This is a genomic window from Nostoc mirabile CHAB5784, assembly GCF_020829645.1.
Lineage (GTDB): Bacteria > Cyanobacteriota > Cyanobacteriia > Cyanobacteriales > Nostocaceae > Nostoc > Nostoc mirabile.
Genome location: NZ_JAIVFS010000042.1, coordinates 56,054 through 69,572, shown reverse-complemented (window position 1 = coordinate 69,572; position 13,519 = coordinate 56,054). Strand labels below are relative to the sequence as shown.

9 protein-coding genes and 2 pseudogenes are annotated in these 13,519 nt (G+C 43.7%); 3 read left to right on the top strand and 8 right to left on the bottom strand.

Annotated features, from left to right (window positions below):
- Window positions 1-212: 212 nt before the first annotated feature.
- From LC653_RS24385 to LC653_RS24370, 4 genes and pseudogenes are all read right to left on the bottom strand, one after another.
- Window positions 213-809: pseudogene (locus tag LC653_RS24385) on the bottom strand (Uma2 family endonuclease).
- Window positions 810-1,004: 195 nt separating this feature from the next.
- Entirely contained in the window at window positions 1,005-1,271 is a 267-nt protein-coding gene (locus LC653_RS24380; protein ID WP_229497299.1) for a hypothetical protein, read from the bottom strand.
- Between the two features lie 110 nt (window positions 1,272-1,381).
- Window positions 1,382-2,731, bottom strand: a complete 1,350-nt coding sequence (locus LC653_RS24375) for a cytochrome P450 (RefSeq protein WP_229497298.1) — start codon at window positions 2,729-2,731, stop codon at window positions 1,382-1,384.
- A gap of 76 nt (window positions 2,732-2,807) precedes the next feature.
- Window positions 2,808-3,761 carry a Rieske 2Fe-2S domain-containing protein gene (locus LC653_RS24370; protein ID WP_229497297.1) on the bottom strand — a complete coding sequence of 318 codons (954 nt, stop codon included), beginning with the start codon at window positions 3,759-3,761 and terminating at the stop codon, window positions 2,808-2,810.
- A 332-nt stretch (window positions 3,762-4,093) separates the two neighbouring features.
- On the opposite strand from LC653_RS24370, the gene LC653_RS24365 reads away from it, so the two are divergent.
- A complete protein-coding gene (locus tag LC653_RS24365) occupies window positions 4,094-4,750 on the top strand; it encodes a TetR/AcrR family transcriptional regulator (protein ID WP_229497296.1) in 657 nt (218 codons plus the stop codon).
- 111 nt (window positions 4,751-4,861) lie between these two features.
- Here LC653_RS24365 and LC653_RS24360 read toward each other — a convergent pair whose 3' ends face one another.
- Complete coding sequence (locus tag LC653_RS24360; protein ID WP_229497295.1) at window positions 4,862-4,999, bottom strand: hypothetical protein; 138 nt, start codon at window positions 4,997-4,999, stop codon at window positions 4,862-4,864.
- A 42-nt stretch (window positions 5,000-5,041) separates the two neighbouring features.
- Here LC653_RS24360 and LC653_RS47450 point away from each other — a divergent pair, with 42 nt between their 5' ends.
- Window positions 5,042-5,245 carry a hypothetical protein gene (locus LC653_RS47450; RefSeq protein ID WP_372478217.1) on the top strand — a complete coding sequence of 68 codons (204 nt, stop codon included), beginning with the start codon at window positions 5,042-5,044 and terminating at the stop codon, window positions 5,243-5,245.
- A gap of 126 nt (window positions 5,246-5,371) precedes the next feature.
- Here LC653_RS47450 and LC653_RS24350 read toward each other — a convergent pair.
- Window positions 5,372-5,671 (bottom strand): annotated as a pseudogene (locus LC653_RS24350) (phosphohydrolase); the annotation flags it as partial.
- Window positions 5,672-6,071: 400 nt separating this feature from the next.
- On the opposite strand from LC653_RS24350, the gene LC653_RS24345 reads away from it, so the two are divergent.
- The gene (locus LC653_RS24345) at window positions 6,072-9,050 is read left to right on the top strand and encodes a hypothetical protein (protein ID WP_308189132.1); all 2,979 of its coding nucleotides are present in this window, start codon (window positions 6,072-6,074) and stop codon (window positions 9,048-9,050) included.
- Between the two features lie 27 nt (window positions 9,051-9,077).
- Here LC653_RS24345 and LC653_RS24335 read toward each other — a convergent pair whose 3' ends face one another.
- Both LC653_RS24335 and LC653_RS24330 read right to left on the bottom strand, forming a co-directional pair.
- A complete protein-coding gene (locus LC653_RS24335; protein WP_229497292.1) occupies window positions 9,078-9,332 on the bottom strand; it encodes a hypothetical protein in 255 nt (84 codons plus the stop codon).
- A 1,376-nt stretch (window positions 9,333-10,708) separates the two neighbouring features.
- The gene (locus tag LC653_RS24330; protein WP_229497291.1) at window positions 10,709-13,399 is read right to left on the bottom strand and encodes an HD family phosphohydrolase; all 2,691 of its coding nucleotides are present in this window, start codon (window positions 13,397-13,399) and stop codon (window positions 10,709-10,711) included.
- Window positions 13,400-13,519 lie beyond the last annotated feature (120 nt).

The window sequence follows — 13,519 nt, the reverse complement described above, 5'->3', positions numbered from 1 at the left end:
ACGGGCGCGTTTTTTTGTGCCTTTTTTGCTCATTCTCAATCAATCTTAGCGATCGCAACACCTGCCCAGGTTCTCATGTTTCATATCTAGCAAGCTTTTTGCCGTTTTCTATCCGTCGAACTCACGTACGAATTACGTTAGCGCAGCAGTAGCGAGTCCGCAACCGTCATTACGAATTACGAATTACGAATTACGAATTTTGAAGGAGCCGCTTAACTCAAAATCTGCGTCAAATCCAGCACAAACCCAGACAATACATCCTTTCCTGATAAGCTAGTAGGCGATGTCTCCGACGGGCTACGCCTACGCAAAACCTCGACATCCTGTCCTGGGCGATAAATTTCCACCTGTTGGTTCTGCGGATCAATCAGCTAGCCTAAACGCACACCGTTGTCAATATACTCCTGCATTTTTTGTTGCATAGTCTTTAAGCTGTCTGAAGCAGAGCGTAATTCTACCGCAAAATCTGGAGCGATGGATAGGAATGTGTCGGGGTCTGGATTCAGGGTTTCTAATCGCTCCCGGCTCACCCAAGACGCATCAGGAGAACGGTTTGCACCATTAGGGAGTTTGAAACCTGTAGAAGAGTCAAAAGCCAAACCTGTACCATCAACCTCAGCCCAATTACCTAAGCGCTGTGTCAGTTTACTATTCCGATTTCCGGTTCCCCATCCAGTTGGTGGCATGATAATCAATTCTCCCTCTGCCGTGCGCTCAAGTCGCAAATCTCGATTATTTTGACACAGTTGGAAGAACTGCTCATCTGTTAGTTCAATGGTGGGGCTGAGGTTCAGAATCAGGGCAGTCATAGTTGCCTTTCAATCTTGCTAACTGTAGCCTAGCACTTGGTTAACATAGTAGGTTCACCATCTATGGAGATGATCTTCTAGCTCAGTCTAGAAATTGGAGTAAGTGTCATAAAAGAGTAGAATCAAGTTTTATCAATCACTGCAAGGTGTGCAGATAGTTCATCTTCTTCAAAAGCATCTGAATATAGTCTTTTATTAAACTTCGTCAGCAATTTTTTCTATAGTACCATCTTTTCTATTCCATTCTTTGACACAGAATTCTACTAAGTTGCCTCTTTCTAAATCTTCAATAGTGATCCCAATGAGTTTATCTGCAAAAAAAAGTATATTACCTTCATGACCTGCTATTGGTGTATCAGGAGCAATAAATCCACAAGGTACTTTTCCTTGTTTGATACTGATACCCCTGATTGTTCCTGTAATTTTCATACCTCTTGGCTGACAAGTGTTATAGAGTTTCAAATATAGGATTCCCTAGAAACTGAACGGTATAACACTGCTTGAAAGTTGTAGCAGTTATGCTTAATTTTCGGTTAATACACCAAATCGAACAAATCGAACTTTATGTCACTTTAAAGACTTAGGTTGCTACCTAAAGGCTCAATATATGCTTCTAGAGTATCTTTAACTTTAGAAGGCTGACAAATTGGAGCGATCGCAGAATAATCCGGTTTTACTGTCCAGTCATAATGGCGAAGCAGTGTGGAAAGCACGATTTTCATTTCCATTTGGGCAAATTCCATCCCTAAACATCTGTGCGAACCATAACCAAAACCCATTAGTGCTAAAGGATGTTTCTTATCTTCTTCACGAGGTGGTGCAAAGCGATCGGGGTCAAAGCGATCGGGATCGGTATACAGTTCTGGTAGACGGTGAGTCAACATCGGCGAGATAGTCACAAACCAACCTGCTGGGATGCGATAACCTGCATACTCAATATCTTTGAGGACTCCACGATTATAGGCATACACTGGCGGATAAAGCCGTTCTACTTCTTTTAAGACGTTGGTTAAATCTGGAAGTTGTTTGAGATGGGACAGGTTAAGGGGATTATTTCCCACAACTGCTAATTGTTCTTCACGCAGTCGCGATCGCCATTCTGGGTGATTACCTAATTCAAATATTACCCAACTGAGCAAGGAGGCTGTCGTCTCGTGTCCAGCAAACAGCAATAGCAATGCTTCGTTGATTACCTGTGCTTCGCTCAATTTATTGTCGTCTTCATCAACAGCTGCTAGCAGCAATCCCAAAACATCTTTTGATTCTTCTAAGTTACCTTGCTCGATACGCTGTGCAATCGCTTGACGCAAGAAAGTCACTAACTTACCCCTAGCATTTTGACCACGACTATATAAAGTAAAAGGGACATTCAATTTGAATATTGCCATACTGCTCTCTAGCAGTTGTGTAAACCACTGACTAGTTTGCTCAACTTCGCTCTTGTTCTGACTTCCCAAAAACAGGCGAGTAGCAACCATCAGGGTAAGCTGGCGGAAACTAGAATTTAAAGGAATCGTTCTCTGTCCCCAATCTTTGAGGAAGTCTTGCACAATATTTTGGATGGTGTCGAAATATGTAGCGATCGCTTTTCCGTGAAATGCTGGATACATTAAGCGACGAGTTAGGCGATGTTCTTCCCCATCTTGTAATAAAATATTATTGCCAAATGTTGATTCTAAGAAATACCACCCTATCCGCGATGACATGTGTTCCGCCTGTTCTACCAGTACTAGTCGATTAGCATCAGGGCCAATTAAATAAGCACGTTTACGCCCCATGACGCTCGTCTTAAAAACTGAACCATACTGCTGGAATCGTCGCCACAAATACAACTCTGAATCCTGAAATATTTCCAAAGTCTCCCCCAAGAGGGGTAAGCCATAGCTACCAGGCATTTCCTCGGCGGATTTTAGCTGCCGCATATTTGAGTACCTCCAGCAGTAATCAGCTACAGTATCTACTTAATTGTAAAACGTAATTAGGTTTTGCAAATCCAAATTACCACTCGCGGTAGAGTTTTTCTGCGTAGAACATAATCTCTTCATTTGGCAATCTAATTTTTGGTTTTTGCCGAGGATACAAACTTTCAACTGCACCTGTATCCTGTTCAATAACAGTAGCTGCTGCTTGTAAAACTGAATTTTTAAACAGAAATTTCATCAAAGGATTGACGACTTTGGCATACATCAAAATAAATGTCTTGGTGATTTTTTCTGTTTCCGGGTAGAGAATATGAATTTGAGCAATATCACCAATAGGCGTTTTCGCAAAAAAAGCTGTAGTAGAAGGAAAAGCGTATTCGAGTCTGTTAGTAAGAGTTTTAGGGAAGATTCCCAAAATCGGATTTTTGAGAATTTCTCCTAGCGTGTTATTGGCTCTCGTCAGTTCTTGTTTGACTGTGGCATAGTATCCTTTTTCTTCAAAAGAACTTACATTACAAGATGTAATTTTAAATAGTTCTTTATGAGTACCATTTTGGTGGTTATAGTCATAGTTAACCATCAGATTAATCAAAAAATTACCCTGGATACTTTTGTCCCCAGTTACTCCGATGAACTCGTAATCATCGACAATTTTCTGATGCAAGTCTGGGATGGGCAATCTTGGCTCAAATCCAGCATAAGTCCAGATGCAATCATTGCTAATAATTAGCTTTAATGGTTTGGTAATTGGCTGAGTGTCCTTACTTTCGCCTTGCTGTAGTCTGCCTTGTCCATCAAATTCTAGTGCATGAAAAGGGCAAGTAATAGTATCTCTCTCTTGACAAACCCAGCCGTCTGATAAAGGTGCTTGCATGTGCGGACAGATGTTATCAAGGGCAAACACTTCGCCTTTTTGGTTTTGCCAAATGACATAATCCTGTCCATTTAATGTGATTTTATTCGGTTTATTCACTTTTAATGTAGATTTATGCGCGATTAACCAAGGCGCACCAGGTAAAATTGGTTCCATTTTTCCTCCAAAATATTGATAATTTGTTTATTTAAAGTTCAGTAGATGGGTTAGTAAAACGTCACACAATCTTGAAAGTTAAAAGTTGTGTGTCATCTGTCTGACATCTTACCTTTGAATGCAAATTGGGATAATTAAAGTCTTGTCTGCAATGGACGAACTAATACAACCGCGCATTTGCTCGGCTAATTTTTGGCTACTACATTGCTGAATTATGCAAATAACTAACTAATTTTTTAGTTAGTGAGTATTAATTTAATAAATTTCATCTTCTATGTCAACTACTAACCAATTTTTTAGTTAATATATTTTCGTTATGATGATGGAGCAACGTGGGTCGTTCAACGCAGTCAAAATTCTCAGCTAAAAAGCCGCGTCAGGTGCGGGATGCAGAAGTGACGAAAAAGCAGATTCTCGATGCGGCGGAAGCGGAGTTTGCTAGAAATGGACTTCAAGGGGCGCGAACAGAAGCGATCGCTAGAGGTACAGGTGTCACCACAGCGATGATTTACTACTATTTCCAGAGCAAGGAAGGACTATATGAAGCTGTTTTGCAACGTCCGGCGGTGGAGATGCACGAAGGGTTTCAACAGCTAAATCTAGATCAGTTCCCACCAGAGGAGGCGTTGAAGGTGCTAGTCAAGGAAGCGATCGCTTATGAAGCTGCTCACCCGCACCGGGGGATGCTTTGGTTTCAAGAAGCAAACCAAAATCAGGGAAAGTATTTCAAACAGGGGAATTGGCAAGAAAATTTTAGCTATCTCATCAAGATTTTAGAGCGGGGGATGGCAGAAGGTTGTTTCCGTCAGATCGATCCATTTCTCACCACCCTACATATTATTGGGGTTTGTAATTTATACTTCAACGCTTACGAAAACATCAAGCATACTAGACCCGATTTGCAACTGCTGAGTCCAGAAATGATTGAGCAGCATACTCAAGCAGCAGTTAATTTCATTTTGGCTGGGGTGCGATGTACTGGGAATTAGGAATTGAATATCGGGAAAACTCTTTTCCAGTAATACCAGTAATAGTTGTAGATCACGTCACCATAAAGCGATCGCATCGAAAGCTGTAGTTTTGCCGCAACGACTTGTTATTTAGAATGGGATAGACATCATCTGATTGACCCATTCCTCAGCAGTAGAAGCTTCCCAAACGAGGATGAGTGCTTCAATTGCATCACTGACTGACAAATTCTGGGAAAGAATTAAAACTCCAGAACTGGTTTTTGACATTATGAATTCACCAAACTCAGCAGGCATGGTTTTACGTTCGCGTTGGCAGAGCCTCTCGTAGAGAAGCGTGCCGAAGGCAATCATGGGTCACGAGGACTCTACCATCCTGTGCTGCGATCGCCAATACCTCTGAATCTTTCTTACCTTCGAGCAATGCTGTATAAGCTGATTGAAAATCAAGATTTGGTTGCCTACGTATTGTGCCAGTTACAATCGCTTGGGACACTCAGCATAGATTTAGGGTAAACTGCGATCGCACTTTAAAAAACATGTTAACAACATTATCAGTAAATGTGATAGCAGGCATAATTTATTCAGGTTTTAAGATTGATAAGTTAGGAGATAACAATTCAGAATTTTGGAAATCTTTAATTACGAATTACGCACGGCGTTACTAGCCTTCAACTTCGGATAAGCAATTCGTTTGTGATGAAATTGCTGCCAAACATCCACAAATATTTGAGCAATTTGTGACATCTCTTCCCGTTTTAGTCCTGAATCTACGAGTTGATTGTCTTGCCATTTGGCAGGCAGAATATTATTTAGCATTGTTAAAGCTTGTTCAGTTGAAACATCTTTAAGCGATCGCTTCTCTGGCAAAGGTTTAGCCGATGCTTCGAGCGATCGCAGCGCCGCTTCGCAAGAATCTGCTAACATGACAATTCCTGACTGTAAATATTTTTGTCCAGCTACTTACCACTGTGGCGACCCCTGTTTATTAATTCTACAAAAAGATAGTATACATTATCGTGTAGACCGCTTACTGTCAACAAGAGGCATGGGGGCAGTTCTTGCTCTTAGCAGAGGGAAACCCCATACTTCAAAGTAGGGGCCTTAGACTGTGGACGCATTATTTCTCGTGCAACGCATCTCGAAATAAATATTTTTCCCTTGAGCATAAATAAATTTACTTGCTCTGAGACCCTTTTGACACCTTGTATTCCAGAATCTTTCTCGGACTGCAAGAACTGCTAAGAGCAAGAACTGCCTATAAAGGTCAACACTCAACAGTCATTCTGACTTTAAGTTCAATTGTTTAAATTTTTAGTTCTCAAAACAAAAGGACGAACTCATGGCAAATTCAGTTTTCAACTTATCTAACCTCAACGGCACAAATGGCTTTGCCATCAACGGCATCAATCCAAATGACCGTTCAGGCAATGTTAGCAGTGCCGGAGACATCAACGGCGACGGTCTAGACGACCTGATTATCGGGGCAGATGGTGGCGACCCCAACGGCGGCTCCTCAGGGCAAACCTACGTGGTGTTTGGCAGCAAGGAAAGTTTTGCTGCCCAATTTTACCTCTCCACCCTCAACGGCACGTCGGGCTTTGCCATCAACGGCATCAATCCAAATGACTTGTCAGGCAACTCTGTTAGCAGTGCCGGAGACATCAACGGCGACGGTCTAGACGACCTGATTATCGGGGCAGATGGTGCCTCCCCCAACGGCATCACCTCAGGGCAAACCTACGTGGTGTTTGGCAGCAAGGAAAGTTTTGCTGCCCAATTCAACCTCTCCACCCTCAACGGCACTAACGGCTTTGCTATCAACGGCATCAATCAATATGACTCCTTAGGCAATTCTGTTAGCAGTGCCGGAGACATCAACGGCGACGGCATTGACGACGTGATTATCGGGGCACCCTTTGCCTCCCCCAACGGCAGCTCTTCAGGGCAAACCTACGTGGTGTTTGGCAGCAAGGAAAGTTTTGCTGCTGCCCAATTCAACCTCTCCACCCTCGACGGCACTAACGGCTTTGCCATCAACGGCATCAATCAAGATAACTCCTTAGGCAACTCTGTTAGCAGTGCCGGAGACATCAACGGCGACGGTGTTGACGACCTGATTATCGGGGCACCCTTTGCCGACCCCAACGACTTTTCAGGGCAAAGCTACGTGGTGTTTGGCAGCAAGGGGGGTTTTGGTGTCCAATTCAACCTCTCCACCCTCAACGGCACGTCGGGCTTTGCCATCAACGGCATCAATCCAGAGGATCGTTTAGGCTACTCTGTTAGCAGTGCCGGAGACATCAACGGCGACGGTATTGATGACCTGATTATTGGGGCACCCTTTGCCGACCCTAACGGCGACAATTCAGGGCAAACCTACGTGGTGTTTGGCAGCAACGAAAGTTTTGCTGCCCAATTCAACCTCTCCACCCTCAACGGCACTAACGGCTTCATCATCAACGGCATCAATAAAGGTGACGGCTTGTTGGGCGGCTCTGTCAGCAGTGCGGGAGACATCAACGGCGACGGCATTGATGACCTGATTATCGGGACAAATGGTGCCGACCCCAACGGCGACAATTCAGGGCAAAGCTACGTGGTGTTTGGCAGCAAAGAGGGTTTTGGTGCCCAACTCAACCTCTCCACCCTCAACGGCACAAATGGCTTTGCCATCAACGGCATCAATCCAGATGACCGTTCAGGCAATGTTAGCAGTGCCGGAGATATCAACGGCGACGGTATTGACGACCTGATTATCGGGGCACCCTTTGCCGACCCCAACGACAACATCTCAGGGCAAAGCTACGTGGTGTTTGGCAACCGCGCCCCCGTTCTCGACCTCAACGGCAACTCACAGGGTATTGATTTTAGCACCACCTTTAGCGGCACTCCCGTCTCCATCATCGATAGCAACTTCACCCTGGACGACAACGACACTACCCTAGCTGGTGCCACCATCACCATTACCAATCTCTTGAATGGCGCAGCCGAAAGTCTCAATGCCACTGCCATCGGCAACATTACCGCTACCTACAACCCCACGACAGGCACTCTCACTCTTAGCGGCACGGATACGATTGCCAATTATCGACAAGTCCTCAGCAGCGTTACCTACAACAGTACAGCTACCACTGTTAACACCACAATTGAGTTTGTCGTCGATGACGGGCAAGATTTGAGTAACACCAGTGCAGTGGCAACCACCACTTTCGGTTTTGTCGGGAAATTGATCGCGGGCACGCCTGATGCAGATGTCCTCATCGGCACATTCAACAACAACATCATCGAGGGCAAAGCTGGTAACGACAAGCTCACTGGTAATGGTGGTCGAGACAAATTCATCTTCTCAACAGGCGATGGCATCGACACCATAACCGACTTTGGCGGCGTAGGTATTGATTCAAATCCATCAGCGGCGGTAATTGCTGAAGTTGATACTTCAAATCCATCAGCGGCGGTAATTGCTGAAGTTGATACCTTGGATTTTACTAGATTAGGATTGACTGCTAAAAATCTGCAATTAAATCAAAATGGCAACAATGTAGAAGTCACTTTTGAAGATACAAGTAATACCAAAATCATTCTAGAAAACTTCCTGTTAGAAAACTTGAATAATTTACCAGCATCTGATACCAGCCCAGCTATTGGCAATATCCTGTTTGATAACCAGAGGGGCATCGTTGACAGTTTTGATGCCTTCGATGCCAACTCCACTCAAACTGAGTTATTTAACCCGAACACCGTTACATTCCTCAATGACCTTAACAATAATGTTACGGGTTTTAAGGACTCCGGCGATGTGATTAATGGTCAGGGAGGTGATGACATCATCCACGGCAATAGTGGCAATGATTTGCTGCGGGGTGGAACTGGTAATGATACCCTCATCGGTGGTGCTGGCAATGATACCCTCATTGGTGGTGCTGGCAATGATACCCTCATCGGTGGTGAGGGTGTTGACAGATTCCTTTACAACACCAGTGCTGCTTTTAACAGCACTGATGTTGGTCTAGATAGTATTAGTGGATTCTACGGTGTATTTTTTGCAGCCACTACACAAAGTGACAAGATTGTACTGGATAAGGCTACCTTTAATACAATTACTTCTGTTGCGGGAATAGGTTTTAGTAACGAGAGTGATTTTGAAATCACTTCTTCAGGGGGGACTAGCACGGCGACAATTGTCTATGATCCTGTGAGTGGGCAGTTGTTCTACAACGAAAATGGCAGCACGGCTGGTTTCGGCAGCGGTGGTCTATTTGTGACTCTAACTGGTGCGCCAATTCTCAAGGCATCTGATTTTATTATCCAAGCGTAGTTGGCTTGGAACACCAAACTTTGAGTTCTAAACAGCAAACTTCGAGTTCCAAACACCAAACTTCGAGTTCGGAACATCAAACTTTGAGTTCCAAACAGCAAACTTCGAGTTCCAAACAGCAAACTTTGAGTTCCAAACAGCAAACTTCGAGTTCCAAACACCAAACTCCGAGTTCGGAACATCAAACTCCAAGCTTGGAACACCAAACTCCAAGCTTGGAACACCAAACTTCGAGTTCGGAACATCAAACTCCAAGCTTGGAACACCAAAGTTTAATACCATTTCACACAAACCCTGATAGTCATATCATGTCCGCTTGATTACTTATTAAACCCGAAGAACCCCACCCCGCCAAAGCTGTGCTTTGTCTCCCCTCCCCGCAAGCGAGGAGCAGGGTGGTTTCATACGAAAAAAGAAAAATACATAAGTCTTGATTTCTCGTTTTGTGACATAGCTTTTTACCCCACTTCCATTCCTCTCCCCGAAGCGGAGAGAGGCTTTGAAACCCAGTTTTAGTTTTTCTCTGCTTGTATGAAACCACCCTGCCCTCCCCGCAAGCGAGGAGGGGTTGGGGATGGGGTGTAATGATCGTGGTTAGCATAACTATTTATGCGGACATGATATCAGTAGGAAGTAGGGTGTGTTATGCCGTAGGCGGGAGAATTGTTGATAGTGCGTTGCGCTGCGCGACAACGCACCCTACTACATTTAAATTTCTTAACTTACCCAAAATTAATAGGACTTACGCACTGTACAAATGCATCGTGATGTGAATTACCTAAAATAGGTTTTTTAGGCTTTTCTTAATTATCCTGCGATCGTAAATAGACCATGCTGTAGGGGCACAGCAATGCTCATAGGTGTAAACTTAACGTAAAAGCTATGTCCCGCAAGGAACTGAAGTTCCTTGGCTTTTAGCGAAAGTCTTCTGTTGATGACTAAATATAGCCAAAAATCTTTAGTCTACTTCAGTAGACTTTAGCTAAAAGCCAAAGAACTTTAGTTCTAGGCGGTTGAGTCAAGCCGAAAGTTTTGCTATTTTTAGCTTAAGTTGACACCAATGAGCAATGCTGTGCCCTTACGAAAGATATGGTTTTTAAACTTGAGCTATATTTCAATACAGTTCAGTTAGTGATCTTTGACCTCGGAAGATCCCCCCAACCCCCCTTCAAAAGGGGGACTTAGTTCCCTCCTTTTTAAGGAGGGTTAGGGAGGATCAAGCCTTAACTGAACTGTATTGAGCTATATTTGGTATTTCTTGTCAATGCGTAATATCATATTAAGAAAAACGAACCACGTTCGCGCAGCGGACGCACTAGAAGGGCGCAAAAAAGAGGCAGCGCCTTGCGTATTTTCCCCCCGTTGTAGCGACTGCCGTCACAAATAAATAAGAGTTTCAGAGAGTTTTTACGTAAGTCCTGAAAAGTTTTTGGCGCTAACCCAAGCGTATTGTGGTATAAGCTCAGAATATGGAACCTGTTCTCGAAAAGAACGCTACAGAATAAGTTTGGCAACCCAGATTAAAATAATTCGTAATTCGTAATTCGTAATTCGTAAATTTTGTTTTGTAATGGGGATTTAACCCCAACACAAAACAAAATTTTTATTGAACCGGGGGACTTAAACCCACGGAATTGAGTTAAACCTAAGTTTCTTAATTACGAATTCCGCACAGCGCCACTAGCCTTCAACTTAGGATAAGCAATCCGTTTGTGATGAAATTGCTGCCAAACATCTACAAATATCTGGGCAATTTTTGACATTTCTTCTCGTGTTAATCCTGAATCTACAAGTTGATTGTCTTGCCATTTGGCACGCAGAATATTATTTAGCATTGTTAAAGCTTGTTCAGTCGAAACATCTTTGAGCGATCGCTTCTCTCCTACACGCTTACCCGAACTTGATGCTTCGAGCGATCGCAGCGCCGCTTCGCAAGAATCTGCTAACATGACAATTCCGGTTTCCCGTGATTGGGGAATCGGGCCATCGTAGCGAAAATCTGCGTCGTCTACTGTTAAACTTGGATCTTCTTGAGCCATTTGCTGGGCTTGATGATGGAAATAGGCAATCAGCATTGTTCCCTGATGCTCTGGAATAAAAGCTTGAATTGCTGTCGGCAAAAGGTGTTTACGCGCCATCACCAACCCTTCAGTTACGTGCTTTTTAATAATTTCTGCACTCTTCCAAGGGTCTTTAATCTCTGTATCATGTTTATTCGGCCCCCCCATTTGATTTTCAATAAAGCCAAGAGGGTCGTGCATTTTGCCAATATCGTGATATAATGTTCCAGCCCTGACTAGTTCAACATTGCATCCTAGTTGTTTGGCAGCAGCTTCGGCAAGGGTAGCCACAAGCAGCGTATGCTGAAAAGTTCCAGGAGTTTCAGTAGCGAGTCTTTTTAATAAAGGGCGATTAGGGTTCGCCAACTCCGCTAAACGGATGGGAGTGACTAAATCAAAAACTTTTTCTAAATAAGGACTCAACCCTAAAGCTACAACACTCCAGGCTAAACCGGATAAAGCAAACAATCCGGCTTCTCGGAGGACGATATACCAAGTTGAACCAAATGCTTGACCAATTAAGATTTTAACAACCAGATAAATGCCGCCCTGAGTTAAAGCGATCGCAACACCCAATAATGCTAATTCTTCACGCGATCGCAATCGTTGCGCTATGTAACTACCTAATATTCCTCCCCCTACACCAGCTAAAAGCGCAGCCTTGCTTATATCCAAGCTAATAGCTAATATCGGTAACAGCAGTCCAACAACTGTCAACCCCAAAATGGGGCCATAGAAGCTTCCCAACAATAAACCAAGGGCGCTCCAGGTGGTATAAGGCAATCCCATCGTTACCAACCCTGGCACACTCAAAGTCAGCAATAACACCAATAAGCGATCGCGTTGTCGCAATTCGTAATCGATATGCCGTTCTACCCAGACAAAAATGCCAATGGCGATCGCAATAACACCTGCTAACTTCACTAAGGAATGCCATTTTACCTCCCGGCGAACTAGGTGATAATGCTCCAGCACCTTAAAGTTCCATGCAGTAATCTGCGCTCCTTTTCTGACAATCACCTGGCCATACCGTACCTTCACCATCACGGGTGGCACTCCAGCAGCAGCCTTTTGAGCATATTGTCTGGTTTGTTCTTCATCTTTTTGCAGATTCGGCTTGAGTACAGCTAACAACAGGTTCTTTGCCAAAGATTCGGCGGATTCTGGTACAAAGGACTGCAATTGTAAACTCACCGCATCCTGTAAGATATTTTTTGGCAGTCCTTGTGGGATGCCTTGGGTGAGAATCCGCTCTGCACTCTGATGGATTCCCATTTGTGTTTTTTCCCATTCCCCATCTGACAAATCCAAAAGTAGGGATTCCTCGTATACTACCTCTGGGGTAACACTCTCTAACTGTAAAAGTTTGGCAGTGGCTTGGGTGTATCTTTCGCGTGCTTGGGAAATTTGGGCAATCACTAAAGACAAGTTTTTCTCAGAAGGTGTGACGCGGTAAGATTCTAGTTCTGCTACTGCTTGAGTAAAGTCAGTGTTTTGAGAAAAATCAACAGGCTTTGTCTTCTGTGGCGTTGGTGTCTGATTGGGTGCAGCTATAGATGATCGACGGGATGAGGCGGCGGTTTGTCCTGTTCCTTTCTTATGCTGATTTTTAGTATTTTCTACAGCTACTAGCAGTACTTGCCATTCCGACTCAGGACAAGAACGGAGGTAACGCTGGGTAGAGATGGACAAAACTATAGGATCAAAAAAAGGAAAAGCTCCAGCAACGGCGCGAATTTCGTTGCCATTATCTAGAAGTTGTTGCAAATTTTCGTTGATTTGTTGGTTCATTCGCGCATCAACCATCAACACTTGTAAGGATGTTTGACTAACGGCTTGGCGCTGTGATTCTGTTTTTTTTTGATCTTCGATGCTAGCTGTGTAAGGCGCTGTAATCGTTTGGGGCGCGGGATTTCCTACTTGGAGTTGAGTTTGGTTGTATAATTTATGCCCCATAACGCCAGTGAGGGACACTAAAGCGATCGCTAAAATTACCAAGGAACGCTGTTCATGCAGCCAATCTAAACAGACTACATAAATACTACTCTTAGTTTTGACCGATTTTGTTTTTGACTGGAGCGCTCTTCCTTGTTTTCGGCGCTCGCTTTTATCGTTGGTTTTTGATAAAAATAAGATTATATTCTTCAGGATAGTCCTTAAAAGTTCCCTTCTATGGGTTTTGCTTTTGGGACTTCTCATTAACTTTCCCTTACGGCGTAGTCCTTTGTACTGTCGCCGCCAGTTAGTCAATTGCTGGGTTAAGAACTGCAAAAATTGCTTTATTTTCATTATTTCTGCCTGTAATTGCTGACTTTGATGGCTCAAAATAAGACAATCATCAGGGAAGTTTGATTTGCGCCAGTTGCAACTACGGTGGCGGGCGCTAATTACAAATTACGAATTACGAAT

Bases quoted from the DNA above. Each gene is read 5' to 3' on its own strand.
- LC653_RS24375 (WP_229497298.1), bottom strand. From the start codon at position 2,731: ATGCGGCAGCTAAAATCCGCCGAGGAAATGCCTGGTAGCTATGGCTTA.
- LC653_RS24370 (WP_229497297.1), bottom strand. From the start codon at position 3,761: ATGGAACCAATTTTACCTGGTGCGCCTTGGTTAATCGCGCATAAATCT.
- LC653_RS24360 (WP_229497295.1), bottom strand. From the start codon at position 4,999: ATGTCAAAAACCAGTTCTGGAGTTTTAATTCTTTCCCAGAATTTGTCA.
- LC653_RS24345 (WP_308189132.1), top strand. From the start codon at position 6,072: ATGGCAAATTCAGTTTTCAACTTATCTAACCTCAACGGCACAAATGGC.
- LC653_RS24335 (WP_229497292.1), bottom strand. From the start codon at position 9,332: ATGGTATTAAACTTTGGTGTTCCAAGCTTGGAGTTTGATGTTCCGAAC.
- LC653_RS24330 (WP_229497291.1), bottom strand. From the start codon at position 13,399: ATGAAAATAAAGCAATTTTTGCAGTTCTTAACCCAGCAATTGACTAAC.